Origin of the sequence: Pedobacter nutrimenti (assembly GCF_003208655.1) — a bacterium.
Classification (GTDB): domain Bacteria; phylum Bacteroidota; class Bacteroidia; order Sphingobacteriales; family Sphingobacteriaceae; genus Pedobacter; species Pedobacter nutrimenti.
The window spans coordinates 907,433-933,577 of the sequence record NZ_QKLU01000001.1; the positions used below are offsets into that span (position 1 = coordinate 907,433).

Annotated in this window: 21 protein-coding genes; 6 read left to right on the plus strand and 15 right to left on the minus strand. The window is 42.9% G+C overall.

Annotation, left to right across the window (positions count from 1 at the left end; translation table 11 throughout):
* Window positions 1-13: 13 nt before the first annotated feature.
* From B0O44_RS03870 to B0O44_RS03885, 4 genes are read right to left on the minus strand one after another with little or no spacing between them, the layout of a single operon-like run.
* Window positions 14-769: an HmuY family protein gene (locus B0O44_RS03870; protein WP_146229765.1), complete on the minus strand. Its 756-nt coding sequence runs from the start codon at window positions 767-769 to the stop codon at window positions 14-16.
* 23 nt (window positions 770-792) lie between these two features.
* Window positions 793-1,452, minus strand: a complete 660-nt coding sequence (locus B0O44_RS03875; protein WP_110827355.1) for an HmuY family protein — start codon at window positions 1,450-1,452, stop codon at window positions 793-795.
* A complete protein-coding gene (locus tag B0O44_RS03880) occupies window positions 1,449-2,015 on the minus strand; it encodes a biliverdin-producing heme oxygenase (protein WP_110827356.1) in 567 nt (188 codons plus the stop codon). The genes B0O44_RS03875 and B0O44_RS03880 overlap by 4 nt, the downstream gene beginning before the upstream one ends.
* A 60-nt stretch (window positions 2,016-2,075) precedes the next feature.
* On the minus strand, window positions 2,076-4,442 hold the full coding sequence (locus B0O44_RS03885; protein WP_110827357.1) for a TonB-dependent receptor: 2,367 nt from the start codon (window positions 4,440-4,442) through the stop codon (window positions 2,076-2,078).
* Window positions 4,443-4,788: 346 nt separating this feature from the next.
* On the opposite strand from B0O44_RS03885, the gene B0O44_RS03890 reads away from it, so the two are divergent.
* From B0O44_RS03890 to B0O44_RS03910, 4 genes are all read left to right on the plus strand, one after another.
* Window positions 4,789-5,616, plus strand: coding sequence for a heme/hemin ABC transporter substrate-binding protein (locus tag B0O44_RS03890; protein ID WP_110827358.1), 828 nt, complete (start codon window positions 4,789-4,791; stop codon window positions 5,614-5,616).
* A complete protein-coding gene (locus B0O44_RS03895) occupies window positions 5,610-6,656 on the plus strand; it encodes a FecCD family ABC transporter permease (protein WP_110827359.1) in 1,047 nt (348 codons plus the stop codon). The genes B0O44_RS03890 and B0O44_RS03895 overlap by 7 nt, the downstream gene beginning before the upstream one ends.
* Window positions 6,580-7,464: a heme ABC transporter ATP-binding protein gene (locus B0O44_RS03900; protein ID WP_449415919.1), complete on the plus strand. Its 885-nt coding sequence runs from the start codon at window positions 6,580-6,582 to the stop codon at window positions 7,462-7,464. Before B0O44_RS03895 ends, B0O44_RS03900 begins: the two co-directional genes overlap by 77 nt.
* A gap of 398 nt (window positions 7,465-7,862) precedes the next feature.
* Window positions 7,863-9,161, plus strand: coding sequence for a sensor histidine kinase (locus tag B0O44_RS03910; protein ID WP_110827362.1), 1,299 nt, complete (start codon window positions 7,863-7,865; stop codon window positions 9,159-9,161).
* An 89-nt stretch (window positions 9,162-9,250) separates the two neighbouring features.
* On the opposite strand, the gene B0O44_RS03915 is transcribed toward B0O44_RS03910, so the two are convergent.
* From B0O44_RS03915 to B0O44_RS03925, 3 genes are all read right to left on the minus strand, one after another.
* Window positions 9,251-9,865, minus strand: a complete 615-nt coding sequence (locus tag B0O44_RS03915) for a hypothetical protein (protein WP_146229766.1) — start codon at window positions 9,863-9,865, stop codon at window positions 9,251-9,253.
* Window positions 9,866-9,990: 125 nt separating this feature from the next.
* Window positions 9,991-10,704, minus strand: coding sequence for a LytR/AlgR family response regulator transcription factor (locus B0O44_RS03920; RefSeq protein WP_110827559.1), 714 nt, complete (start codon window positions 10,702-10,704; stop codon window positions 9,991-9,993).
* A gap of 50 nt (window positions 10,705-10,754) precedes the next feature.
* On the minus strand, window positions 10,755-11,825 hold the full coding sequence (locus tag B0O44_RS03925; protein ID WP_110827364.1) for a sensor histidine kinase: 1,071 nt from the start codon (window positions 11,823-11,825) through the stop codon (window positions 10,755-10,757).
* Window positions 11,826-11,989: 164 nt separating this feature from the next.
* On the opposite strand from B0O44_RS03925, the gene B0O44_RS03930 reads away from it, so the two are divergent.
* On the plus strand, window positions 11,990-12,592 hold the full coding sequence (locus tag B0O44_RS03930) for an acyl-CoA thioesterase (protein WP_110827365.1): 603 nt from the start codon (window positions 11,990-11,992) through the stop codon (window positions 12,590-12,592).
* Here B0O44_RS03930 and B0O44_RS03935 read toward each other — a convergent pair.
* Window positions 12,558-13,193 carry a chloramphenicol acetyltransferase gene (locus tag B0O44_RS03935; RefSeq protein ID WP_110827366.1) on the minus strand — a complete coding sequence of 212 codons (636 nt, stop codon included), beginning with the start codon at window positions 13,191-13,193 and terminating at the stop codon, window positions 12,558-12,560. The genes B0O44_RS03930 and B0O44_RS03935 overlap by 35 nt on opposite strands.
* Before the next feature lie 130 nt (window positions 13,194-13,323).
* On the opposite strand from B0O44_RS03935, the gene B0O44_RS03940 reads away from it, so the two are divergent.
* Complete coding sequence (locus B0O44_RS03940) at window positions 13,324-14,307, plus strand: helix-turn-helix transcriptional regulator (protein WP_110827367.1); 984 nt, start codon at window positions 13,324-13,326, stop codon at window positions 14,305-14,307.
* Here B0O44_RS03940 and B0O44_RS03945 read toward each other — a convergent pair.
* The 7 genes from B0O44_RS03945 to B0O44_RS03975 form a co-directional block, all read right to left on the minus strand.
* Window positions 14,299-15,420 (minus strand): glycoside hydrolase family 18 protein, encoded by a 1,122-nt coding sequence (locus B0O44_RS03945; RefSeq protein ID WP_110827368.1) that lies wholly within the window; start codon window positions 15,418-15,420, stop codon window positions 14,299-14,301. The genes B0O44_RS03940 and B0O44_RS03945 overlap by 9 nt on opposite strands.
* Window positions 15,420-16,592: a glycoside hydrolase family 88 protein gene (locus B0O44_RS03950; protein WP_110827369.1), complete on the minus strand. Its 1,173-nt coding sequence runs from the start codon at window positions 16,590-16,592 to the stop codon at window positions 15,420-15,422. The genes B0O44_RS03945 and B0O44_RS03950 overlap by 1 nt, the downstream gene beginning before the upstream one ends.
* A gap of 6 nt (window positions 16,593-16,598) precedes the next feature.
* On the minus strand, window positions 16,599-18,104 hold the full coding sequence (locus tag B0O44_RS03955; RefSeq protein WP_110827370.1) for a hypothetical protein: 1,506 nt from the start codon (window positions 18,102-18,104) through the stop codon (window positions 16,599-16,601).
* A gap of 2 nt (window positions 18,105-18,106) precedes the next feature.
* Complete coding sequence (locus B0O44_RS03960) at window positions 18,107-19,327, minus strand: alginate lyase family protein (protein WP_245943553.1); 1,221 nt, start codon at window positions 19,325-19,327, stop codon at window positions 18,107-18,109.
* A gap of 1 nt (window position 19,328) precedes the next feature.
* Window positions 19,329-22,061 (minus strand): glycoside hydrolase family 2 TIM barrel-domain containing protein, encoded by a 2,733-nt coding sequence (locus B0O44_RS03965; RefSeq protein ID WP_170123260.1) that lies wholly within the window; start codon window positions 22,059-22,061, stop codon window positions 19,329-19,331.
* Window positions 22,062-22,089: 28 nt separating this feature from the next.
* The gene (bglX, locus tag B0O44_RS03970) at window positions 22,090-24,273 is read right to left on the minus strand and encodes a beta-glucosidase BglX (protein WP_245943569.1); all 2,184 of its coding nucleotides are present in this window, start codon (window positions 24,271-24,273) and stop codon (window positions 22,090-22,092) included.
* A gap of 141 nt (window positions 24,274-24,414) precedes the next feature.
* Window positions 24,415-26,139 (minus strand): RagB/SusD family nutrient uptake outer membrane protein, encoded by a 1,725-nt coding sequence (locus B0O44_RS03975; protein WP_110827373.1) that lies wholly within the window; start codon window positions 26,137-26,139, stop codon window positions 24,415-24,417.
* Window positions 26,140-26,145: the final 6 nt, after the last annotated feature.

Below are 26,145 nucleotides of genomic sequence, written 5' to 3' on the forward strand. Positions count from 1 at the left end.
TAAAGTATTCGTCTTATTTAATTTCAAATTTCGTACTGCCTTTGGGTGCGAGCACATACTCGAAAGTGAAAAACATATGTGGGGTTTCCCTGAACCACCGGTCAGCGGTAAAAGCATCTTTATAACAACTAATCATTTTTATTTTCGCATAATTTCCTGCCGCTGTTCGAAGGATGATGGTCCTGATTTCTGGCAGGGCATAGGCCACATGCTGTTTGTTATAGCTGCCATCCCCTCTTTTGGTTCCTGCAAAATCATAGAGGTACCAACCCGTCCCTTCACCAAAATCACCAAGATTATCAGTTCCGACCAGGGTACCCTTTGTTTTAAATTCGGCATCCGAAGGAATGGAGGTCACTTGTTCAAAAGGCTTTTCCACAATCATAATCCCACCAGCCCCACTCGCGCCATAACCAAGATTGCTTGCATCCTGGCCATTATTTCCAGATAGAAAACTATTGTAAAGGCCATTGAAAGCCACGTCCCATCTTGCTGTTTTGGCATACAAAGCCATTACTTCGGCTTTGTTCTCCAGACTATAATAAGCAGCGGTTTTTGCCTGGGTCGGATTTTTATCGTCTGTTTCTACCGAAAAATTCTCCACCCGCTGCAGTTTATAGAAAGGAACTGAGCCCTGTGCAGGTTTTTCCCCTTCTGTTTTTTCCGGACCGGCATTGTCATTTTTTGAACAAGCTGTTGTCAGCAGCAGGCACAGGCCTGTTAGCAACAAATAAGTATTTCTTTTAAAACAACTTAAGGTATTCATCATTTGTAGTTTTAGAGGTCAATTGGTCATTGGTCTTTTGTGGACAGGTTTCTTGAACCATCCTGTTGTACATAGTAACGGAAAGTAAAGTAAGGTGCCGGCCAGTTCAGGTCACTCACCACAGCCGGTGCTCCTTTATACATGCTGATCATTTGGAGTTTAGCATACTTTCCGTCTGCTGTGCGAAGCACATAACTTCTGTTTTTGACTGGTACAGCAATGTGGGTCTTTAACTCATAAAAATACCAGCCGTTGCCACTCCCGGAATCCCATCCCGCAGCAGTAATGCCATTTTTATTAAATTCTTCATCAGAAGGGGCTTCCCTGATCTGGTCGTAGGCCTGGTTAACGACGATCATTGCCCCTTTTCCTGCTGCACCAAAACCAAAGCTCTCGGGGCTAGCGCCATTGTTGATGGACACATAAGAATTATATTCCTTTGCAAAGGCGATGTCCCAGTCTGTACTCACCTTTCGGCTGCTTTGCACCTTTGCTCCGGTTTTGAAACTGAAATAAAAGGGTTCAAAGGGTTTGCCACTGCCAACTGTGTTTCCCACATCTCCCGGAATGTCCTTTTGAACTGTACTTTTACCATCTTCCAGTTCAGGTTTGATGTCTTTTTTTGTGCAGGAGGCAAGCAACAGGCACAGCCAAAGAAATAGCCCTGTCGTTTTTAAAATTCTCATGATTTAAGTGCATTTACTTCATCGAAAACTTCTGCAAATTTTGAGAAGGTCTCATTTGCGGTTTTTATGGCAATGGCCTCCTGCTCGGGTCCAACCACCTGATGGTTCATCGCTTCGGTAAAAACTCCCCATTTATAACCTGTTTGATTACCGTAACCGGAGAAAAAAGAAATCCCTTCAGTAATTCCGCCTTTTTCGAGCATTTTGATAATGATACTTCCACCCATAATAGAACCTTCCATAACGTATAATGCGCCAAGGGCCTGAATGTGATTTTCAATCAATGGTACATTTACGCGAGGAACATCCGTAACCGTTCCGCCAAGGGCTTCAATATCATTTTTCAGATAAACCGAATTCCGGCGGTCGGGATAATCGGGTAAAACGGAAGTAGTGATATAGGGTTTTATCGCTTGTTCCACCTGACTGAAATAGGTATAAAAATATTTCAGGAAATCGGCATAATCTGCATTAGTCCTAATGGCTTTGAGTTTTTGAACAACTTGTTTTTCAAGGTCAAGGTGAGCCGTTTTTGTTTCTTCTTTTAGGTTTGTGCTGAGCATAATGTTGTCTTTATTTGTTTAAATATTATTTAATGGGGGCCTAAGGGGCCATTGTCTGCATTAGTCTTTAAAAAATCGCCAACTGATTCCTGCAATAACCGCTCTTCCCTGCTGCGCGGGCATGAGCTGATCCCTGTAGTCGAGCAGGTTATCTGCGGTGAACTGTAACTGGAGGTGCTTGTTGTAAAAGGTCTTTTGTACTGCGACATTGAACAGAAAAAAACCACGTACAAAAGTGTCATAGGGGTCCAGGAAATTATTGGCCTGGTTGGCTTCCATAAACCCGTACCTCCCCCTGTAATTCACCCTGAAAGAGCCGGAAAAACCAGAGGCTTCATGACTGTAGCTCAGTTTAACATTAGCCATATGCCTGGACCGGTTGTTCATCCCGATATAATCTTTACGGGTTGCACGTCTGGGTTTGTTGAGGTCTGTATCATAAACTTGCGCATACAAACCTGTACCGGCTTTAATAGAATCTACTACCCCCTTGTCCACCGCATAAAGCAATTGATAACCCGCCGACAGCTGCAGGGATTTTGTAGTTTTCCAGCTCAGGCCGATTTCTGTTCCGGCCGTATAGGCTTTGGCGATATTCATATAAGAAAACACCTGTTGTCCGTTTGTTTTGACAGCAACCTGTTCGTAATTGATGAAATTCTGCAGATCATTGTAAAATACATTTACATCCAGGCTTACCCTAGCGACAGGGCTATAGACAAACCCTGTACTATAAGATACAGAGCGCTCGGGCTTCAGGTTCCCGATGCGCTTGGCAATTGGAAAAACGCTTGTGATTTGCCCTGCATCTTTAAGTACCTGAATTTCCCTCCAGAACTCTTCTGCTCCAAGTACCGTATAACCAGTCTGGATGTTCGTAAAGACCAGGTACAACTGCTGGAAATTTGGCGTTTTAAATCCGGCTGCAACTGCGGCACGAAAAGTTAAATTTTTTAGCGGCTGGTATCGAAGTCCGACGCTCGGGTTTAATCTTGAACCATATTTATTGTGGTAATCGTATCTCGCTCCAGCATTAAGAGATAGTTGAGCTGCGAGCTGCCAATCTGCCTGACCGTAAGCAAAGTAATTACTCATGTCTTTTCTTCCTCTGTAGGCGGTATTGTCCAATAATTCATAGGCGGCCCCTGTACCTGCTGTTAGTTCTATTTGTTCATTAGCACGTCCGGCGGCTTGTAATTCTGCCCTGTGGAGGTATTGCTTAAATTGATTGCCCGGCAGGATTTCCCCGCTGTTCTTTTCTGTGATCTGCTGACTGGTCTGATAACGGGTCAGATAGTACTGGCCTTTGAGCTTTATCCCATTGTTAAACTGATGGTGAACAGACAAAGAGGTATTGAGGTCCTTTTCATCCAGAACATCTCTGCTTGGTTTAACACCATAGGAAATATCGTTGACAGAATGCCTGGTTACAAACCTGCCATTAAAGTTGAGCGTACTTTTTCCATTGAGAATGTAACGGCCCCTACCCTGAAAAGCGTAACTGTCAAAGGGCGGAGCCGTTTTACCTTCTTCCAGGTAAGGATTGGCGTTAAATCCATCGGTACGGTAATAATTTCCTGAAACATAGACAGATCCTTTTTTTCCCGCAAAGGGGCTTTCTCCTTCAAGGGTAGCGTCGAGCATTTTAAAACTGCCATAGCGCAACGCCGCCATTCCCTGAGGACGGGTAATATTTTTACGGGTTACAATATTAATCACCCCGGCAAGGGCATCACTCCCAAACAAACAGGAAGAAGCCCCTTTTATGATTTCTATTTTTTCGATATTGGAGACCGTAATTCTTGAAAGATCAAAGTTCCCGTTGTTGCGGCCAACCATGGGCTGTCCGTCAATCATAATCATGGTATAGCCACTGTCAAATCCCTGCATTTGCAAGCCTACTGCCCTGTTCCCCGAGCCAATATCGTTTACTATGGCCAGACCAGTTTGTTCTTTGAGCACCTCGTCCAGTCTCCGGCTGCCCATCATGTCTATTTCGGCCCGGGTAATCACATAACTTGGCATAGCCGTTTTGGTCATGTCGATCAAATTATCCGGATTGTGGTGCATCCCTTTTACATTCACCTCCTCCAATGCTTTATTGCTTCTTTTTAAACGGATACTGATCCGGGCCTGTTTGCCTGCTTCTATTTCTATACTTTGCTCCAGGCGCTCAAAGCCAATGGCTGTAACGGTTAATGTATACACGCCTGCATAAAGTTGTTTCAGGTTAAATAAACCTTTTGCATCGGTCAGGGCTCTTTTATGATCCGGATCCAGGGTAAGTGCAATTCCTGACAGCGGCTTTCCTTCTTCATCTGTCACTACCCCGCTCAAGCCCCCTTTGAGCTCAGCCGCCAAAGCAGATGCAGCCGATAAACCGAGCAGCAGAATGAAACAGATTTTTTGAGAAGTAGAGTTAAGCATTAATACAGTTATTTTTAATCAGTCTAAATAAGAGCACAAATATGCTTACATTTGTTAATAATCAAGCAACGCGAAAAGGATTTTTTTTAACCATTTCGGGATTGTTTTAACGAATTCGGGATTATTTAGTGGGACGATTACAAAATCAAAAACAGATCAAAGAAAAAAAAGCACCCATTAACAGCCTATATATCAAACAACTGAATTTTATCACAAAAAGTCCTTCAGACTGAAAAGTCCCTTTTCCTATCCGAATACCGATAAGGGAAATGTTTAAAAAATTATTTGGAATCATTTTAATTAAGCCTTCCTTTGTAAATCATTCATCTCCTAATTCAGCTCATCAATGATAAAAACGACACTTACTTTTCTATTGATTTTCCTTTATAACGGGCTTTTTGCTGTAACTCCAAAGCGGATCGTAACTTTAAGTGCAGCCCTGACCGAAACCGTAGATGCACTTGGATATGGTGCTAACATTGTAGCCGTGGATGTCACTAGTACCTACCCGGCTTATGTTGGTAAGATTCCCCGGGTGAGCAAAAACCGGGAAATTTCCGCAGAAGGGATTCTTTCCTTTGCTCCTGACCTTGTGCTGGCCCCTGAGGGTATGATCAGTAAAGCACTTGAATTCCAGTTAAAGTCTTCGGGCATTAAACTGCTGGTTATTTCACAGGAGTATTCTGCAAAAGGTGCTTTAAAATTTATCAGGGAAGTAGCCGCAGCACTGGAGGCTAAAAACAAAGGGGAAGAACTGGCTAAATTAACAGAGCAAAATTTAAATAAAGCCCTGGAACAAGTTAAAAAGAACCCCAAAAATCCGAAAGTACTCTTCATATATGCCAGGGGTACTGGTGCTATGATGGTTGCTGGCGCCCAGACCAGCATGGACGCGATCATCAGACTTGCCGGCGGTAAAAATGCTGCGCAGGGTTTTTCCAAATTCAAAGCCTATACCACTGAATCACTGGTGAGTGCCAATCCCGACCTTATTTTAATGTTCGACTTTGGCTACAAAAGCCTTGGCGGTATAAACAGTATTTTAAAAATGCCCGGGGTAGGATTAACCAATGCGGGGAAAAATAAAAGAATTGTAGAAATGGATGGTGAATTACTCATTGGCTTTTCAACCAGACTTCCTTTGGCCATCACACAGCTCAACAGCAAATGGTAAAACAAAGAGTATTTTTATACCTGATGCTCAGCGGCTTACTAATTTCATCTGCAGTGCTGTCCCTCTGTGTTGGAGCTGTAGGGATCCCGCTAAAAGAAGTTTTGGTCATTCTGGGTAAGAAATTTGGCCTTTTTTCACAGTGGCCTGTTTCTGCGCAATATGAAGGCGTGTTGAATATTGTCAGAATTCCAAGGGTATTGCTGGGTTTACTTGTTGGGGCCGCACTCGGCATTTCAGGTGCAGCCATACAGGGTATTTTCAGGAACCCGCTTGCAGAGCCCAGCCTGATCGGTATTTCAGCGGGCGCTTCTTTAATGGCCGTATTGATCATTGTCCTGGAACTTTCCCTGTTTGCAGCTTTAAGTAATCTACTGGGTTATTATTTACTCGTTTTCGGGGCTTTTGCAGGCGCAGGCATTGCCTCATTAATCGTTTACCAGCTTTCCAGAAATGAGGGCAAATCCAATGTGGCAACCATGCTGCTTGCCGGTATTGCCATTAATGCACTTGCGGGTGCTCTGACCGGGTTGGTTACTTTCGCAGCCGATGACCATCAGCTGAGAAACATTACTTTCTGGATGCTGGGCAGTCTTGCAGGTGCAACCTGGGAAACCGTCCTGGCCATTAGCCCTTTTGTGATGATCCCCTTGCTTTTACTCCCCCCGATGGGCAAAGCTTTAAACACTTTTGCCCTGGGCGAATTACAGGCCAGTCAGCTCGGCCTTAAAATCAATAAGGTAAAAAGAAATATAGTGATCCTCTCCACCATGGCAGTAGGTGCGTCTGTGGCCGTTTCCGGAATCATCAGTTTTGTTGGTTTACTGGTACCGCATACCGTCAGGCTGCTCATTGGGGTAGATAACAAACAGGTACTCCCGGCCTCGGCGCTGTGTGGTGCATTGATGCTCACCCTGGCAGATATGCTGTGCAGAACCCTGCTTGCCCCGGTAGAACTTCCAATCGGTGTCATTACCGCATTATTGGGTACGCCGCTGTTTCTGTATATTCTGGTTAAGGACAAAAAAAAACTTGTATTATAAAATGTTAACAGCAGAAGGAATAAGTTATAAGATAGGTCAAAATACCTTGGTTAAGGACATCTCTTTCAGTATGCGTCCTGGAGAATTATTATTGGTTTTGGGCGCAAATGGCGCAGGAAAATCGACCTTGTTGCGCATGCTTAGCGGAGAAAAGAAAAGCTCCTGCGGCCACATTAAACTATATCAAAAAGAAATTTCTGATTATCCCCCACAGGAGCTGGCGCTCAAAAGAGCGGTATTAAACCAACAGAATATAGTAACGATGGCCTTTTCTGCTGAAGAAATTGTGATGATGGGCAGATATCCCCATTATAAAAACAACCCGGGCCAAACGGACCTGAATATCATAGATGAAGTACTGCAATTGTGTGGTATCACCAGCCTGAGAACACGTTCTTACCTGAGTTTATCTGGCGGCGAACAACAGCGGGTCCAGCTGGCAAGGACACTTGCCCAGATCTGGGACATTCCCGGTGCCTTGCTTTTGCTGGACGAGCCTGTAGCGGCCCTTGATGTCCAATATCAGCAGCAAACATTGGCTATAGCAAGACAACTCGCCAAAAGGGGCTTTATGGTGCTTGGCATTTTACATGACATCAATCTGGCCGCTCAATATGCAGACCGGATCCTGATGCTTAAAAAGGGAAGAAAATGGTATGACGGGAGCCCTGCAGAAGTCCTCAGCAGCAAAAGTATCTATGAAATTTTCGAAATAGATTCAGATATTTATACCAATCCACGAACATTAAAACACTTCTTTATTCCAAAAGACGTTCCAATTGAGTTAAATAATCAAATTTCAATCTGATTAAAATCTAAAAAATGAAAAAGGATCCATCGTCTGCACGAAACAGTACCTTTCTGAAATGGCTAAAAAAAATAGGCCTTTGGGGCTTTTTGTTTTTTCTTTTAAAAGGGCTTTTATGGTTGCTTTTAGGCTATCTGGCGCTCAAATAGTAAAATCATTCTATAGCGTTTTGAAACATTTTTATGGGAATCACATAATATACCGTATTGATAGAGTAACATTACATTAAATTCTTAAATTTGGGTCCCCAGAAATCCAAATATGCAATTCTATTTTACAACTGCACCCGGCCCTATTCATTTCTCTGAGCTTCTTTTCCAAACCCTGAATATCAGGACTCAGTTTAACCGGACTTCCTTTTTTTCTGGATCTTTTTGAGCATTTAAATCAGATAAAAAATGTCAACGTTTATGCGCTCAAAAAGTCAGCGGTACTGGCAGTACATTACAGGCAAACCTGAAGAGTTTTCTTTTGAAAGCAGGATTTTCCACACAATTTCTTTTGTAGCCATTGTGGCCCTGTCTTTAGAAACCCTTTTTAATTTTTTTTTAACAACACTGCATAGCGCCGGCTTTATTTCCGGAACCATCTGTGTATTGCAACTGGGCATGTTTTTTTTAAGCCGCTTAAAAAAAAGGTTAACCCTTGCTGTAATTCTATCTGCCATAGAAATTAATATTGCTTGTGCGCTCGCTTATTTTTTCAATTCTGGAATTACAGGCAGCATGCTGCTTCTTTTTGTGGTTTCCTTATTTCTGGTTTTATTGGTGATCCCAAGAAAACAATGGCTGTTTTGGTTTTTTATTAATCTTTTGGTGGTGATCCTGATTACCGGCTTAGAATATTATCATCCCCAACTCATTTTACAACAGTATAAAAACCGGGAAGAGCTGTTTACTGACCAGCTTTTCACCTATCTGATGGTGATTACACTGATCTACATCTGTACGGTCCAGTTAAGAAAAAATTATTTGCTCCAAAAGTCTCTGGCAGATGAAAAAGCCCATAAGCTTGAAATATTAAACAAAGAAAAAGACAAGCTTTTCTCTGTAATTTCACATGACCTCACCACGCCACTTGCCTCTGTAAAGCAATACCTGGACCTGCTGCAGCAAGTTGAACTAAGTGCAGAAGAAAAAGCGACTATTGAGCAGCAATTGGCACTTTCCATGTCCGACGCCCAGTTTCTGCTTCAAAATTTATTACAATGGGCAAGAAGTCAATTTCAAAGCGGCCCCTTGCAGCTTCAGGTCCTTAACCTGAAAAAACAATTGGCCCCTACCCTGCAAATGTTTAACCAGATTGCATCAAAAAAAAGCATTTCCATTTACCCGGCAATACAGGATAAAACTGCTGTTGCCACTGACCCCAACATCCTTGACCTGGTGGTGAGAAACCTGCTCAACAACGCCGTTAAATTTACCAGGCCCGGCGGGGAGATTACCCTTGGAACCACGGTCAATGACGGGCAATGTATCTTGTTCATTAAAGACAACGGCGTAGGCATAGCGCCCGAAAAACAAGCAAATATTTTTGGTCTTAAAACCGAGTCAGCCTATGGCACCTTCAATGAAAAAGGAACGGGCCTTGGCCTTATGCTCTGTAAAGAGTATATAGAACTTCAGGGCGGCAAGATCTGGTTTGAAAGCACAGCTTCGGGCACCACCTTTTATGTGTCCATGTCTATAGCAGATTAGCCTGATTAAAACAAAGGGCAGCAGAATGTTCTGCTGCCCTTAAGAAAGATAGAGTTTATTAATGTAAAGAGCGGTAATACCTTCTTCTGTCAATTAAGAATCAGAGATTGCATTAAACCAAATTCAAGCCTGTTCATTCTGGGTGCATCACGTGTGGTCAGGTTTTCAAAGCTCTGAAGGCCTTTATTATACCTGAAATATATTCTGGTTTTTGAGCTTAGTTTTAATTGCGCATCCAAGGCAAGGGAAACATAATTTTTAAAAGCATCCTGTCCGTTCTGCAATTTATATTTATCCCTATTGCTCTGGAAGTTCCATTGCGGGCCAAGTCCAATACGGATAAAATTAACCGGTTTTAACTGCAACAGAAACGGAATAGACCAGTAGCCCATGCCTTTCAGACCTGCATCCAGCCCTGGGTAATCATTTAAATTATCTACCCGGACACGGTTGTATAAAAACTCTGTCTGAAAACTAAACAGAGGCAGTGCTTCAAAACTGAGGTATACACCCGCCTGATAGCTGTAACGGATTGTCCCATAAAAATCATTGTGGTTTATTTTTGTTCCTACAGCACCTAGTTTAGTTCCGAAATCTATTCCCGGAATAGATGGTCCGGATTTGTTGTAGTCTTTCTGCTGTGCTCTACTGCTTATGCTAATCCAAAAAATAAGATTTATTACTAAAAAAACTCGCTTCATCATAGGGTACCTGATCGATAGATAAGAATATACCCTCAAAACTATAGGACGGGTATATGCTTTTTGAAAAGATTATACCAAAGCCTTCAAAAATTCTACAAAAGCCATGTTTTCCCCCTACTTTTCCTTTAAATTTCTTTTTTCGCGAAATTACTGAAGAAGGCTTTTCTGTAAGCCTCTCCTAAAGGAACTTCTTTGGTGCCCAGGTACAGGGTGTGTAAATCGAAAGAGGTAATTCTTGATGTATTGACCAGATAAGACTTCCCCACCCTCATAAAAAGCCTTTCCGGCAAGCGGCTGTGCATGCCTTTCAGATTGACCGCTGTGATGAGCTTTTCCTCCCCAATGTGCAGGATTACATAATCTTTTAAACCCTCCACATAGCAGATGTCATTATAATATACTTTATAAAATCTGCGTTCCGCTTTTATAAATAAATAATCTTCCGTAGAATCCCCCAATTCAGAGGGGGCTTCCTTAGACTGAAGCAGCTCATGCATCAGGGCCGCTTTCTGTACTGCTTTTTCAAAACGTTCCTGCTGTATGGGCTTTAAAAGGTAATCCACTGCATCCAAATCATAGCTTTTTATCGCATATTGTTCGTAAGCAGTTGTAAAAATAACCAGGGTTTTTCCGGATATACTTCCTGCAAATTCAAGACCGCTGGTACCTGGCATACGGATGTCCAGAAAAACCAGATCAACTTCGGTTTGATGCAGATAGGATATCGCGTCCAGCGCATTGTTAAAACTGCTCAGCAGTTCCAATCCTTTTTCCTTTGCAATAAGCCTGTGCATGCCTTCCCTGGCTAAGGGTTCATCATCGACTACGATACATTTCATCTTATTTGGGTTATTTTCTTTTATCAAATCTGAATTCTTGATGTTCATCATTAGGATGGTAAAGGAATTTTCATGTTCACCAGGTAATTTAAATGACCGGCATCCAGTTCAAGAATAAAATCTTCTGCATACAAAAGTTCCAGTCTGCGACGGATATTGGCTAAACCGATCCCTCCGTTACTACGTTCCTGTTTAAGGGGATGCTCTGGCACTGAATTGCTGCAGCTAAAGCATAAAAAGGAATTGTTTACGCTCAACCATAATTTTACGAAGGAAGGCTGGTGAATATCGTAACTATGCTTAACTGCATTTTCTACAAATGGAATAAACAGAAAATGGGGAATCATGATGCCCATCAGGGAACCGGAAAGGTTAATTTCATAATCAAACCCTTCCCTGCGTATCTTTTCCAGTTCCAGAAAGTCTTCCAAAAAATTAAGGTCGTTGCGCAAGGGAACAAGCTCCCTGTCCCCGTCATACAACTGGTAGCGGAGCATCCGGCTCAAACTGATCAGTACTGCAGAAGCCTTATCCGGATTGGTTTGTGTGAGCACATGGGCATTGTTTAGGGTATTGAACAGAAAATGCGGATTGACCTGCCCTTTAAGCTGGGAAAGCTCTGCCCTGAGGGCCTGTTGTTTGACCTCTGCCAGGGTCTGGCTGTCCTTAACCCAGCGCTGAAATAGTTTAACTGCAGTAGAGGCGGCCATCACGATAGCAAAAACCAATAAAAAGCCTAAAAAGGCCTGGACCATATTCCTTTCAATCTGAACGGGATTGATCCTGTATTTCTGTAAAAATTCATCTCCGGTAATCAACAGTAAAAAACTGCCCAGTATCAGCAGGATTACTGTAAACATATAGGCCAAAAGTTTTCCTTTGAACAGCAAGCGGGGAACCAGCAGGTACATGTTCAGATAAAAAGGTGTGATGAACCAAAGAAACAGTGCTGCAGTGACATAGATGGTGATATTTCCGTAATATTTTTGCTCAGGCTCCCCACCTGAAAGCAGGCTTAAAAGTGTAAGAACCAAAATAAGGCTTAGGTGCCGGACCAATCGTGTCTTTGGGCTCATTAAAAATCTCAGGAACAAACTCTGATCATTCGACGTTTCCTTCATAACCGCTAAATATCCAGGATTAGGCCCAAAAGGCCAATTTTTTTAGACCAACCCCCTTATGTAATATACCAAATTCGGAAAAAGTAAAATTAACCTCGGGTAGCAAAAGGTAAATTTCTTGTATAAAACATTTATTTTATAATTTCTCATGACTACTTTTAAACATGGAAAACTATAAAACCGTTGCTGAATCTCAAACCACCCTCACAGAGCTGATGATCCCTTCTTATGCCAATTTTGGCGGTAAGATCCATGGAGGCATCATTATGGGCTTAATGGACAAAGTCGCCTATGTATGTGCAGCAAAACATGCCGGGGCCTATTGTGTTACAGCTTCTGTCGATGCCATTGATTTTCTTGCCCCGGTAGAAGTTGGGGAGCTGATTTCACTGATGGCTTCTGTAAATTACGTCAGTAATACTTCACTGGTTGTCGGGATCAGGGTGATCTCTGAAAATGTAAAAACCAAAGAGGTCAAACATACCAATACCAGTTATTTCACCATGGTTGCCATGGACGAACACCGCAGTACGGTTCAGGTTCCCGGGCTTATTCTTAAATCTGACGAAGAGATCAGGAGGTTTTTTCAGGCTTTCCATAAAAAGGAATTGAAAAAATACCTGCGCATGGAAGAGAAAAGAATGAAAAATGAATTTGAGATCGCCGAATCCATTGAAATTATAAAAAATGAAAGGTGCATTATAGAAATGGAACCCTCTGCCCCCGCCCCGCTTAAAACAATTCCAGGTGCTGCTGAAAAGAGCTGATCAATTTCGAAACGTGAACACCATCGCACAAAGCATGATGAACATGGATAGAAAGAGGCATAAGCACCTGTCCATTTTGCGCTTTCACTTTGCCAAATACAATTTTAGGGATGCTGTCGGCCGATTGTTTTTGAGCATGTTGCAAGGCAGTAAATTCAATTCCTGTTAAAACAGAAAAATGAATCACATCCTTTCGGTCAGCTTTGCTTTGTAAACCCCTGGCGACCTTTTCCTGCGCGATTGCTTCTTTTACTTCTTTACAGAATACTTTAAAATCCGGGTCATAACCGAAATAGGCAAAACCAAAAGTCTCGTCCCTTCTCAAAACGGTTACCGATCCGGATATGCATTCGTATTCACAGACTTGATCTTGTTCTATTCGATGTTTAAATTCCTTAAGAGCATTCACTGCCATTAGTGATTTATGCAGATAGAACAAAAAAAAGGGAATTTGATACGCTTTACAATAACGGTAGGCACTTGTACAGTTCAGCGCTGTGCTGATCCCAAAGAATGGCTGCTCAAAATCTTTAAAGAAATAGAAATGGTCCTTTCTTTTCCAAGCGGAAATGTCAATTTTTGTCTTAGCTGAATGATTCATATGCGAGTATTTTAATAAGCCCGGGGCAATTTTGTAAATTAGCAGCCCAAAGGACCTGAAGCCGCAATTTGAAACATCCAGCAGAATCTTGATGTGCAGATCAGGATTTAAAATTGACCCAAAAGGATAAATGATGTATCAAATTGAAGGAGCTGAATTTTCCAGTCTGATCAGAAGGGAGTTTTCAAACAAATTTGTTTCTGCTGAACAGACTGGAAAGCTGGAAGATCAATTTATGTGCAAAAGCAGGACCGTCAGGGACCAGGACTTTGCCCTGCTCAATTTTTCCTCGGACTTTATTCAGGGGCTTCAGGTAAACCATATGGAAGATACCACACACGTTAGCCTGCATTTCCAGCTTTCGGGACAATCTGAGGCCCACATTTCGGGTTTCAAAGATACCGTACCGATAAAAGCCGGGCACTTTAACCTTCTGAATTGTGTGGACCCGGTAAGCACTTTTATTTTCCCAAAACAGCGGCAATACGAATATCTGTGCCTGGGATTAAACCCTGTTTATTTTCAACAAACACTTTTAGAAGCGGGTACTGAATTTGAGCGGGTTTTAGAGGCCGCAGAAAAAAAGAAATCCTTTCGGCTGTTCCCCCGCAACCGGCCCATCAATACCTGGCAGCAAGATATCCTTCAAAGGATTAAAAACCCTCCGGTTATAGCCCCTCTTCAGTTCAGCTATATCCGCTCCATGGTTCAAGAACTTACCTTGATCACCTTAAGCCAGTATCCCGAAAATCATCAGAAACCTTCATCAAAACCAGATTTAAAAGAACAGGAACAATTACATGCCATAAAGGATTTTTTAGCCGAACATTATTTAGCCGACCTTAGTCTGCAAGGCATTAGCCGTACTTTCTTTTTGAATGAGTTTAAGCTCAAAAGCGGGTTCAAAAAATTATTCGGGACTACTGTTTTTGGTTATGTCCAGCAACTCCGTATGGAAAAGGCCCATATTCTGCTTACTTCCGGAGGTTATCGTGTTGGTGAAGTTGCAGCAATAGTTGGTTTTAGTTCCGATGCTGCTTTTATCCGTTCTTTCAGACAACATTATGGCCATTCCCCTGGCAAGTTAAAATCTGCGGGCACCTGCTCATTTTAAACTTTTATGAATCTGTTCTAAAAGGTAACCATTCAGATCGGCATCATATTCCCAGAACATCACACCCGCCATACCCTGCTTTTTGACATACTTGCATTTAGCTTTCACAGAACGTTCGTCATCATAGCTCATCAGCTCCAGGGTTTCCGGATTGTAAATGTATGCGGCATCAGCTGCTTTGTCCCGGTAAGAGACAAAGCCCTTTTTATTGATCAGACTGTCTTTAATAAAGGTATAACCTTTCCCATAACCCGCAGATAAAACTGTATCTGTTAGTCCTTTAAATGAATTTTCTTTAAGCTTCACTTTTTGTCCATAAAATGCAATACCCATCACCAGTTTGGCAGCTGGAACGCCGGCAGCAGTAAATTCTTTGACCACCCGGTCAGCGCTATTTCCCGAGTATTGTTTCGAAGGATACAAATTGGTATGGTGTACGGCAGTTTGTCCAGGGTAAAAATCATAGGTCATCAGATTAACAAAGTCGAGGTACAGCTGTGCTTTGTCCATTTCCGTGTGTTTGATAAAGTTGGAAAAACCACCCACTGCAACTGTCAGCAGGAGTGTTCTGTTTTCCTTCTGTCCAAGACTGTCCAGTTGTTCCCTCAGGCTTTTCAACAGCAAGGTAAAGTTCCCTTTATCCTCTTTTCTGTAGATATTCCCCTTGTTTGCAGAGATGCCCGGGTATTCCCAGTCTATATCTATCCCATCCATTTTAAAGCGTGCCGCCAGGGCAACAGCACTTTTGGCAAAAGCCTTTCTGGAGGTATCGCTCCAGGCAGCGTCTGAAAAATTTTTACTCCAGGCCCAGCCACCTATAGACAGTAATATTTTTAACTGCTGTTTTTTTGTTTTCAATGCAGAAAGATTCTTCAGGTTAATGGTGTCTGTTGCCTCACGGCCAAGAACAGCCCTGTTGTTTCTGACATTTACAAAAGCGTAATTTAAGTGCGTTACTTTCTGAACCTCTATTGCAGCAGTATTGATCAGACCTTTATAACCACCCACATATCCAATGACCACTTTGCCATTGGATAATCCCCCTGCTGACTTTAAAGCCATCAGGGGAATTAAAAGGGATAAAAGAATCCCCAGAGCGTATTTGGTTTTCATTATTTCCTGCTTCTTAATAATGCCTCCAGATAATAATAATCAGCATAATTAATGGGTACATCTACTTCGGAATGTGCAGGCCGGTGCCCGGTACTGTGTGCCAGAATAAAGCCTCTATTTTCCCCGGCTTTACTGGTATAGCTTTTATTCAGGCTGGTTAAAATTTTATCTGCTGCAGCCCTATAGCCTTCGCTACCTGCATAACCCGACAATTCATATAATGCTGAGGCCGTGATGGCTGCTGCGGAAGCATCCCTGGATACATTTGGAATTCCCGGATCATTATAATCCCAGTAAGGAATGCCATCCTCCGGGGTAGACTTATTGTTCAATATAAATGAGGCAATAGATTTAGCCTGAGATAAGTAAATTTTATTTCCAGTCTCTCTGTAGCACATGGTAAATCCATACAAGGCCCAAGCCTGTCCCCTTGCCCATGCCGACTCATCACTATAACCCTGAGCGGTTACTTTTTGGCGTACCTTGCCCGTCTGGGTATCGTAATCCAGTACATGCCAGGAACTAAAATCAGGTCTGAAATGATTTTTCATGGTGGTGTTGGCATGACTGATTGCTATTTTATAAAAAGAGGAATCACCGGTCAATTTAGTGGCTTCAAAAAGCAGCTCAAGATTCATCATGTTGTCAATAATGACCGGATATTTCCATTTGTCTTCATTATGGTCCCAGGATTTAATCACCCCTGCGACCGGGTTAAACCTTTTGGATAAAGATTTTGCCGCTTGTATAATCACCGACCGGTAAGCGCTGTCTTTGGTCAAACGGTAACCATTTCCAAAACTGCAGTAAATCATAAAGCCCAGATCATGGGTTCCGGTATTCCATTGCTCTTTTTTGATCTTTTCTGTATAAGTCCTGGCGAGTTCAAGCCATTTGGGGTTTTTAGTATACTCATAAAAAAACCAAAGTTCTCCCGGAAAAAAACCGCTGGTCCAGTCTCTGGAAACCACCATTTTAAACTGGCCATTTTCTACTGTACGGGGAGAAACCTGATTTTTTCTTTGTGCAAGGGTATCTTTTTTAATTTCGGAAAGTAAAACATCTGTTTGCTTTTCGGCCGACGCAAAGGCCTTTGAAACATTAATTTTCTGCGCCCGGGCAATCCCCGCAGTTAACGTTATCCCCAATATACTTACTAAAATCTTATTCATGTGTTATCAATTAATTTGTTTTTTGAATTGTTTTACCTGCATTAAATAAAGGGAACCAGGCTCCAGCCCCTGCTGGTTCTGTCCTTCCCAGTTTCCGTCAGGCCGGTTTTTCAAACGGCCCTGTACTTTTTCACCCTTAAGGCCTATGCTGTAATTCTGACCAGAAACATAGGGATTTTGTACTGCAGCACTTTTTGCGGTACAATTCCATAAAACCTGGTTTACTCCGGACCAGCCATGTCCTGTGCCCCAGTTTCCCCTGTCCTGAATATTGATCTCTCCGTCGGTGATTATATTGTCGTATAGAGTACCCATCGCCCAGCGGTGATGAGGTCCGATATCGGCTTTTGCATTTTCGGACCTGCAATTAAAAAAAACATTCGGTCCGGCCACCTTCGCCCCTGTAACATAGTCGTGTCTGCCTTCAGAAGCATAGCAATTTACAAACAGGTTCAACTGGCCATCATTGTTAAAGGAATACCTCCTGCCACCGGTAATCTGCGATTTTGGTGCAAAACACTTGCTGTTTCGAACTGTTATATTTTTACTGTCTGCACCCAGGTTTACACAGGAGTATCCAAAATAATGACTAATTACGCCCGATACCCAGGAATTTTCGATTTTATTAAAGGAAACTGCATCCCAGCCATGATCCTCATCTGTCGGTGAAGCAAATTCCGATTCAAAAGCCATATCCTCTATACCTACTTCAGAAATCCTTCCATTAAACTGATATTTAAAAATCTCTCCGCCTCCATATTGCTCTTCCATCGCCATAACCACCGGCTGATCGATAAAAATGGTGTTGCCCCTGATTGCGGTAATGGTCCTTTCAAATTTCAGGTTGTATTCTTCCGGTGTCCATTGTATGGTCCCGTTACCTGGTTCAATCTGGTCCATTTTAAGGTCCTGGATCCACTGTTTTGTTCCGGGCCTGAAAACAACAATCCGGTCTCCTTTTTTCAAATCTGCTGTGTTGCTTAACCGGAAAGATTTGGCGCCCACAGGAACATATTTATCCTTGATTTTCAATCTGGTTCCAGCAATTTCCTCAAGTTTACCTTGCCCTGAGACCATCAAAAGTTTTCGTTGGCCCTTGCCTGTAGCGATCAGTTTCGTCGCTTCCCCTTCTCCCCTTAAAACAATTCCTCCGTTTGAAATTTTAAGGCTGCCTGGTATTTTATAGATTCCTTTTTTCAACAGCAAAGCTCCTCGAAAACCTTTTTCATCTGCCGGTAAGCTGGCAATTTCATCAATAGCATTTTGAATAAGCTGCTGGTCGGCATCTGTGCCAGCAGGAGAAATACTTTTAACCACTTTCACAAAGGGTATGGGAATTTGATTATGGTGATAACCCACCTGACTAAAATCAGGAATAACATTTCCCTTTTCGTCGGGCATGTAAACCAAGCTGCTGTCCTTTTTCATTTTGACATACCTGGATTGCCATTTCTGCTGTGCCTGGAGCAGAGAGGGCCACAAAAGCAATAAAAAAACGGATGTATATTTCATATTTATAACCAAATTAAAGGATGACGTATAGGTAGGTTCCGGATCACTTCTTCTACTTGAGGCTGGTGATCCAAGGCTTTCCAGGTATTAAACCAGTTTTCCTGGTGAAAAGCTGAAGCCCCAAACAATAGAAAAGGCTGTGCAACAGGCCAGTTTTCCCAATACATGACATCAGGTTTCAAGGGCCATTTCCCTTTATCTGAAACATATGGATACAGATAGGAAATTCCTTTTTTGATGGACCTGCCATCTGTACTTTCAAATGTCCACAGGTCATCGCCAGGCCGGGAAAGGATCTGGCAAAGCATCACCATTGCATCCAGGTTAAAAATCGAATACCCATATGGCTTAGTCCTTGCCAGCTCCAGAGGGAAACTTCCATCCAATGCCATTTGCGTAGGTAATAAAACTGTTTTATACCTTAATCGCATGGAGTCCAGCATTGACTGGTCTCCACAAAGTTTTGCAAAGGAGGCCACCTGCATGGCCCAGCAAGTGGAATGATTGTTTTTAATTCCTTTTTCCTGTAGTCCCGGTTTACTGGTATTGAGCCATTGCATATACTCTGCAAACCATTTTTTAATACCTTTGGCTTTATCCGGATCAAAAACTTTTGCCCTTTCCATAACCAGAATACCCTGCGCAACTTCCATCAGGTGTATGGTATCAATAATGCCGTAATTCCGCCCGGTCTGTCTGCCTTTTACGGCCTGGGCATACCAAAGACTCGGATTCATTAAGGTTTCCGGGTTCAAAAACCAGGCTTCAAGATGTAATAAGGCTTGTTTTACATATTTTTCTTCACCCGTTATTTTATAAGCAGAAGCAAGTGCACCAATAATCCGGCTTAAACGGATCATCGCTTTACGATGGGCTACAAAGTTCCCTGGATTTGTCAGCCCGTCTCTTTCTTTATAGGGGCCATTGGTATTTTCCGGATCAGGCCAGAAATAATCGGCCTGGGAAAAAAAATCGTGCTTTCCGCCAGCACTTTCAGCAGAAATTGATGCCGTTACCGTAACGGGGCTTTGTTTCATGGCCCATGCCGCTTCTTCCATTACCTGATTTTTGAGCAGCTTTTCTGCCCGGATATACAGGTCGCTTTTTTCCTTAAAAGTCCCCTGGGCCATCAGGGCTTGCTGCTGTTGTAACAGCAGGCCCAGACCAAGAGATAAACCCAACGTAAACCTTTTAAGACCTTTCTGTATTGATTGATTTGTCATTTTAATTTGTTTTTCTTAGCTGCAGTGCATTCAGTACGGGCTTACCTTTTACAGGGATAAAGTCAATCGTAATGCCCCTTCCACCGGTCACATTCAGCCTGATTTGCTGCTTTACCGCAGTCGCATAGCCATAATTTTCGGCCAGATTGAAATCCTTCAAAAAGACCTTCCCATTAACCTGTACACTAAATATCCGTTCTTCCGCTTTCTCTTTGACATGATTGTTATCCAGGTTATACGCCAGGGCTTCCTTATCAATCCCTCCGATCAGCTCAGAAAACAGCAGGTTTAATTCGTAATCGCCATCTGGAACATCCATTTTATATTGTTTAATGTCTATCCTTTGGGTTTGATACACGGGATCCAGATCTGTGTTCAGGATATTTTTATCACTTCCATAAGAAATCCGGTTATTGCTTCCCTTAAATGGGTTGCCCCCTATCCTGCCCCAGGAACCTTGCTGATAAGGTTGGTCCGGAATCCAGACCTGGTGCAGGTCCTGATCAATAAAATACCGGTCTGCCCCAAGCAGGATGTTGAGCTGATGAAAGTCTTTTCCTAATGGTCCTGTAAAGTTCTGTGGCACCAGGTTAAAATTCAATACCAGCTGGTCACTGTTTAATGGATTATTGGGATCAACAGTCCTTAAACTGTTTTCTCCTTGTTTAAACGGGACTTCCCATTCACAAAGCTTATCTTTACTTTGACGGATCCCAAGGCTTTTACCATTTAAAAAAAGTTCTGCAGATGTTAAGTTCGTTACCACCTGGACGGGCTGTGTGGAAATTGTTCCCGAAGGGTCAGAAATACCTGCCCGGTCTCTCCAAAGCTCAGAACTGATTTTAAGAAAGGGCCTATCCAGTAAATAAGCCTGATACAGAAAATACGTATCTTTTGCTTGCCTGGAAAGGGTCAATAATCCTTTATTATTGATATGGGGCATGGTTTCCTCCCTGGTTTCTGAATTAAAATCCGCGAGGTTCCAGGCCATCGCCCCGCTTACAAAAGGCCTTTTTAAAACTGCATTTAAATAAACCTGATGATAGTTGATGGCATACTCTATACTTTTATCAAAACGTACTGGCCTAAAAGAACGGATTCTCGGGTCTGCATCTGCCCCATATTCGCTAACCAGCAGCGGTTTATCAGGCAATACCTGATGGTGTTTGTCTAAAAACTTTGCAAAATCATCCAGTCCTGCACTGTACCAACCCTGGTAAAGGTTCCATCCAACGATCATCGGGATTTTTGTAAGACCAACTTTATGATAACGGTCAAAATCACCATGACAGGCCATCATGGTGTACCTGGAAGGGTCTTCTTTTCGAGTCAGGTCTTCCAGCGATTGGGCCAGTTCACGGATGTGGTCAAAATACAATTGCTGGCGAATTTTGTCATTTCCAAATTTAGGCCTGAGCAGAACTTCATTCATATAAGCCCAGATCACCACACTCGGATGGTTAAAGTTTTGCCGGATCATTTCCAGCTGCATATTTTTGCTGACAGCTGTAAATGCTTCAGATTCTGTAATGGCATTGACAATGGGAATTTCAACAGAAGCAAGAATGCCCAAACGGTCACAACTTTCCAGGATCACCGGGTCCTGGGGATAATGGGCCACCCTTAAAAAATTTCCGCCCATTGCTTTCAACAGTTCCACATCCCTGATCTGCAATGCTTCCGGTACCGCATTTCCAATGCCCTGGTAATCCTGGTGACGGCTTGCCCCCACCAATTTAAGCGCTTTCCCATTCAGAAAGAAACCTTTTTCCGCATCGAATTTGAACCATCGCAATCCTAAGGAGCTGGAAACCTGGTCCAATATACCACCACCTGCAGCATCGGTAATCCTGCTTACAATCCTGTATAAATATGGACGATCAACAGACCATAAATTGGGCTGCTCCAAAACCGGCAAATCTTGTTTGATGAGTTTACTTTCACCTGCAGCTAAAAGCACACTGGTCGTTTTTTCAGCCACTTGCTTTCCTTCGGCATTAAACAATACAGTGATCAGCTTTAATTTCCGGATCTTGCCGGATGCATTTTCCAGCTTGTTTTCTGTTTGTATTGCCGCCTTCTGATCCGAAACCAATGGGGTTCTGATGTAAATTCCATCGCTGCCATAATCTGCTTTTGAGAAGTGGATGTCTTCAGTGACCAGAAGGTTCACATTTCTATAGATTCCTCCAAAAAAGGTAAAATCGGCTGTTAAAGGGGCAATATCTTCATTGTAACGGTTACTGACCTTTACGGCAATATCATTCCATCCATTTCCCTCAAATTTCAACAGATGACCAATAGGGATGACAAAACCAGTGTATCCTCCTTTATGACTGCCGGCAAGACGGCCGTTCACATATACTTCTGTTTCCTGGTTAACGCCGTCAAAACATAAAAAAACAGACTTGTTTTTCCAGCTCATATTGCTTTTGAAACTTTTTTTATACCAGCCTGTTCCCCGGTAATAACCGGGTTCATCATCCAGTACATCTTTTGCATTCCAGGTATGCGGCAGCGTAATTTTTTTCCATTTCAAAACATCCAGCGAAGCCGCTCCGGCCTGGTCTTTTTCATCTTTACCAAAAAACCAGGCGTCATTAAAACCCATTTTTATTCTTCCGCCCGGCAGGTTATCACTTTGAGCGGCAGCAGGTGTGCTCCACCTGCAGAATAACATCAATACTAAAATGATCCTGCCGACCTGTTTTCCAAATCTTCTTTTTCCGTTCATCTGAAATTGCTTATCTGAATGCATCCAGCTAATTTAAGTTAAATGTTTGTTCCAAACGGATCTGGTCAGAAGCAGATCCGATCATTAATTTGAAAGCCCCGGCTTCGGTGACCCACCCTGCCCCCGGCTTATAAAAAGCAAGCTGACTGGCGGGAAGGACAAATTTTACTATTTTGCGCTCCCCAGGTTTTAAGTTTATTTTTTCAAAACCCTTCAGTTCTTTCACAGGCCGGACAATAGAAGCAACTTTATCCTGAATATAAAGCTGAACAACCTCTTCCCCAGTATATTCACCTGTATTTTTTAAAGTAAAACTTACTGTAAGGTCCTGCCCCTTCTTTAGAAAATCTGTACTCATTTTCAAGTTACTGTAATCGAAACTGGTATAACTTAGGCCGTAACCAAATGCATATCTTGGGCTGTTGGGCGAATCCATATACGCCGATCTGTAATGAATATCCCCTTCCTTGCTTATTGGCCTTCCGGTATTAAGATAATTGTAAAATAATGGAATCTGTCCTACAGAACGGGGAAATGTAACAGGCAATTTACCGGAAGGATTGTAATCCCCACTCAGCACATCAGCCACTGCATGTCCAGCTTCTGCACCAAGCCAGAAGGCATAAACAATTGCATCTGCCTGCTGGGCAATGGAATTAAAAATCAACGGCCTTCCTGCCATGAGCACCACCACAATTTTTTTCCCTGTTGCTTTTACAGCTCTGAATAAAGCTTCCTGCCTACCTGGCAGGGAAAGGTCAGTTCGGGACTTGGCCTCACCGGTCATATCCCCTGCTTCTCCCAGTACCATGACCACGACATCTGCCTTGCCGGCCAGCTCCACTGCTGATTTAAAACCGGTCGTATCCTGATCATTCAGGTTACAGCCTTTGGCATAGGTCAATTCAGCTACCGGACTATATTTTTCCTTTAAACCTTCATATACACTGGTCATGCTTAAGGTATCTGCATAAACTGTCCAGGTACTGGCCAAATCGGTTTTCGCTGTTGCCAATGGTCCGATTAAGGCTATCTTTTTAATTCCCGTTTTTAAGGGTAAAGTATTTAGTTCATTTTTTAGCAATACCACTGAACTTCTGGCAACAGATCTGGCTATAGCGGCATGGCTCTTGTCCTGCATCACCCTTTCTTCTCTTTGGAAATCTGAAAATTTATAGGGATCATCAAACAGGCCCAGTTCAAACTTTTTGGTCAGAATCCGGCGCACTGCGTCATCGATCAGAACACTATTTACCTTTCCGGCAAGAACAAGTTTTTCCAGTTCTTTTTTATAGGCTTCACTCTCCATATCCATATCACTTCCGGCAAGAATGGCGTACTGTGCTGCCTCACTCAAGTTCTGTGCATAGCCCCAGGGCACCATTTCCCGGATAGAGCCCCAGTCACTGACCACAAAACCACTGTATTTCCAGGCACCTTTCAGGATATCCCGTTGAAGATAACTGCTTGCTGTAGCGGGTACACCGTTTAAGGTATTAAAGGAATTCATAAAGGTTGCCGCCCCTGCATCAAGGGCCGCTTTAAAAGGAGGTAAATAGACCTCATGAAGCATTTGTTCACTCATGTCAACCGGATTGTAATCCCTTCCTGCAACAGCAGCTCCGTAAGCGGCAAAATGCTTTACACAAGCCATAACCGCATCGGTAGCTCCTAGTTTCTTCCCCTGAAAACCCAGAACCCTCGCTTTGGCAATTGCTGAACCCAAATAAGTATCTTCCCCTGCCCCTTCCATAATTCTGCCCCAACGCGGGTCCCTTGCAATGTCAACCATTGGTGCAAAAGTCCAGTGGATTCCCGATGCTGCGGCTTCTTTGGCCGCAATGTGTGCAGACTGACCAATGGCCTCCATATCCCAGGAAGCAGCTTCTGCAAGTGGAACCGGGAAAACCGTCTTATAACCATGAATAACATCAAGACTAAACAATAAAGGAATTTTAAGCCGGGACTGTAAGGCCGCAGCTTGTATTTCCCGGGTATCCTTTACGCCTTTTACATTCAGCATAGACCCCACCATACCACTGCGGATATCATTTAATAAATTGTTTTTTCTGTTACTTGCCGGCCCGGTCAGTTCCCGACCGGAATATTGATTGAGCTGCCCGATCTTTTCCTTTAAAGTCATCAGCTTCAACAGGGAATCCACCCTTTTTTTGATTGGTTTATTTTGCGCTGAGGCTGTTAAGGCAGCCATAGTTAACAAACAGAATAACAATTGTTTTCCTCTCATTGATTTAATTTTATATGGTACGATCCTGGGCTCAAATGCAAAAAGAAACTGTAGCACATCCCAAAACGGGATGTGTACAGTTCTATCAACAATTAAACAAGCTTCTTAATAACCTTCATTTTGTTTTAATGCCGGTGCTTTATTCAATTCCGACTGAGAAATCGGGAACAAATAGTTCTTTGCTGTAAACACCCTACTTTCCACTGTAAAAGTTTCATAGGTAAAAATTCCTGGAGCAGTTTGGGTAATTTTCATACCTGTAACCGGCTTATTAAAACTCAGTTCTCCTTCTTTCCATCTTCTGACATCATAAAACCGCTGCTCTTCAAAACAAAGTTCTACCCTTCTTTCGTTCCGGATTCTTTTACGGATTTCATCTTTACTGGGTGCCACATAACCTGCTGCTGAAGGGTTGTTGGTCTGTAATGCAGGCATGGCAACACCTGCCCGCTGACGGATCAGGTTAACAGATTTTAAAACTTCGGTCATCGCAGCGGTACCTTGCGCCTCATTTAGCGCCTCGGCATAATTCAGCAGAATTTCTGCATAACGGAAAATTACCCATGGTTTACGCACACTGGTATTGGCAGAGGTATTCCAAACTGCCGCTTCAGCCAGAAATTTGCGCATATAATAACCTGTTTTGGTAGCGTTTACATTCACACCTATACCGTCTTTTCCACCAGAAAAAATATCTACTTTTTTATTTTTAAAGGTCGAGCCATTAAACATAATGGAAAAACCAAGTCTGGGGTCCCTGTCGTTATAGGGTGCCAGGGCAGAATAACCCGAAGCCGGATCTGTAATCGGGCGGCCCGAACTTTTCATTTCAAAGGCATTGACCAGTTCCTGTGTCGGATTTGTTCTTCCACTTGCCCCATCATAACTTATAGGTGCATTATCCGTTTCTACGGTGGCATTGTTTAAGGTTTGCGTCGCAAAAATAACCTCATTATTGTAAGCAGCCCCGGAAATATTCCATAAAAAAATATTTGGATAAGAGGTATACAAACTGTGTTTGTTCCGGTCAATCAGTGCTTTTGCAGCATCAGCAGCTTTCTGCCATTTGGCTGCATCTGCTGAAGGATTAAACTGAGGGCTTGCTGCATAAAGCAACAGCCTCGATTTAAGTGCCAGGGCGGCTGTCTGGGTTGCTCTTCCCAGCCTTGATTTATCGGCATTGCTTCCCGTTCCAACAGTCCAGTCCTGGGTAGATTCAGGCAAACGGGCTATTGCCGAATCACAATCCAGCACAATCTGATTGACACATTCCTGAAAAGTATTCCTTGGAAGGTCCAGATTTTCTTTGGGGTCCAGGACTCTGGTCACCAGAACCATGCTTCCGTAACGTTTCACCAGTTCAAACTCAAAGAATGCCCTGAGAAAAAAGGCTTCACCTTTTACCCGCTGTACCTCCTCCTGAAAAGTGGCAGATCCGGTAGGCAAAAGTGCACTGGTCGGTACCTTTAGTAAAAACAAATTGGTTTTACGGATACCGGTATACATTGCAGAATACACATCATCAAAAATCCTGACCGGGCTCCAGGTCCCGTTATTGAGGATATTAATGGAGGAGTTTTGATTGGAATTCACGGCTTCATCACTTCCCGAAGCCAACAGCGCACCATCACCATCCAGGCTGTAGCGCATCTGCAGGGTCGAATAAATGTTGTTTAAAAAATTCCGTGTAAAATCGGGGTTTCCCCATTCCTGTGCATCTGTCAGTGCGCCGTCAGGGGTTAGCGTTCCGTCTTGCAGAAAGCTTTTTTTACAGGCCATAATGCCAATGGTTATCAACAACAAGACCAGGTATAACAAGTTTTTTTTCATCTTTCT

What these genes read in the sequence shown, in the direction of transcription:
- B0O44_RS03915 (WP_146229766.1), bottom strand. Translation starts at nt 9,865, where the DNA reads ATGATGAAGCGAGTTTTTTTAGTAATAAATCTTATTTTTTGGATTAGC.
- B0O44_RS03895 (WP_110827359.1), top strand. Translation starts at nt 5,610, where the DNA reads ATGGTAAAACAAAGAGTATTTTTATACCTGATGCTCAGCGGCTTACTA.
- B0O44_RS03955 (WP_110827370.1), bottom strand. Translation starts at nt 18,104, where the DNA reads ATGAAATATACATCCGTTTTTTTATTGCTTTTGTGGCCCTCTCTGCTC.
- B0O44_RS03975 (WP_110827373.1), bottom strand. Translation starts at nt 26,139, where the DNA reads ATGAAAAAAAACTTGTTATACCTGGTCTTGTTGTTGATAACCATTGGC.
- B0O44_RS03910 (WP_110827362.1), top strand. Translation starts at nt 7,863, where the DNA reads ATGTCAACGTTTATGCGCTCAAAAAGTCAGCGGTACTGGCAGTACATT.
- B0O44_RS03965 (WP_170123260.1), bottom strand. Translation starts at nt 22,061, where the DNA reads ATGAACGGAAAAAGAAGATTTGGAAAACAGGTCGGCAGGATCATTTTA.
- B0O44_RS03885 (WP_110827357.1), bottom strand. Translation starts at nt 4,442, where the DNA reads ATGCTTAACTCTACTTCTCAAAAAATCTGTTTCATTCTGCTGCTCGGT.
- B0O44_RS03950 (WP_110827369.1), bottom strand. Translation starts at nt 16,592, where the DNA reads ATGAATAAGATTTTAGTAAGTATATTGGGGATAACGTTAACTGCGGGG.
- B0O44_RS03925 (WP_110827364.1), bottom strand. Translation starts at nt 11,825, where the DNA reads ATGAAGGAAACGTCGAATGATCAGAGTTTGTTCCTGAGATTTTTAATG.
- B0O44_RS03880 (WP_110827356.1), bottom strand. Translation starts at nt 2,015, where the DNA reads ATGCTCAGCACAAACCTAAAAGAAGAAACAAAAACGGCTCACCTTGAC.
- B0O44_RS03870 (WP_146229765.1), bottom strand. Translation starts at nt 769, where the DNA reads ATGATGAATACCTTAAGTTGTTTTAAAAGAAATACTTATTTGTTGCTA.
- bglX (WP_245943569.1), bottom strand. Translation starts at nt 24,273, where the DNA reads ATGGCTGCCTTAACAGCCTCAGCGCAAAATAAACCAATCAAAAAAAGG.
- B0O44_RS03875 (WP_110827355.1), bottom strand. Translation starts at nt 1,452, where the DNA reads ATGAGAATTTTAAAAACGACAGGGCTATTTCTTTGGCTGTGCCTGTTG.
- B0O44_RS03930 (WP_110827365.1), top strand. Translation starts at nt 11,990, where the DNA reads ATGGAAAACTATAAAACCGTTGCTGAATCTCAAACCACCCTCACAGAG.
- B0O44_RS03940 (WP_110827367.1), top strand. Translation starts at nt 13,324, where the DNA reads ATGATGTATCAAATTGAAGGAGCTGAATTTTCCAGTCTGATCAGAAGG.
- B0O44_RS03960 (WP_245943553.1), bottom strand. Translation starts at nt 19,327, where the DNA reads ATGACAAATCAATCAATACAGAAAGGTCTTAAAAGGTTTACGTTGGGT.
- B0O44_RS03935 (WP_110827366.1), bottom strand. Translation starts at nt 13,193, where the DNA reads ATGAATCATTCAGCTAAGACAAAAATTGACATTTCCGCTTGGAAAAGA.
- B0O44_RS03945 (WP_110827368.1), bottom strand. Translation starts at nt 15,420, where the DNA reads ATGAAAACCAAATACGCTCTGGGGATTCTTTTATCCCTTTTAATTCCC.
- B0O44_RS03920 (WP_110827559.1), bottom strand. Translation starts at nt 10,704, where the DNA reads ATGAAATGTATCGTAGTCGATGATGAACCCTTAGCCAGGGAAGGCATG.
- B0O44_RS03890 (WP_110827358.1), top strand. Translation starts at nt 4,789, where the DNA reads ATGATAAAAACGACACTTACTTTTCTATTGATTTTCCTTTATAACGGG.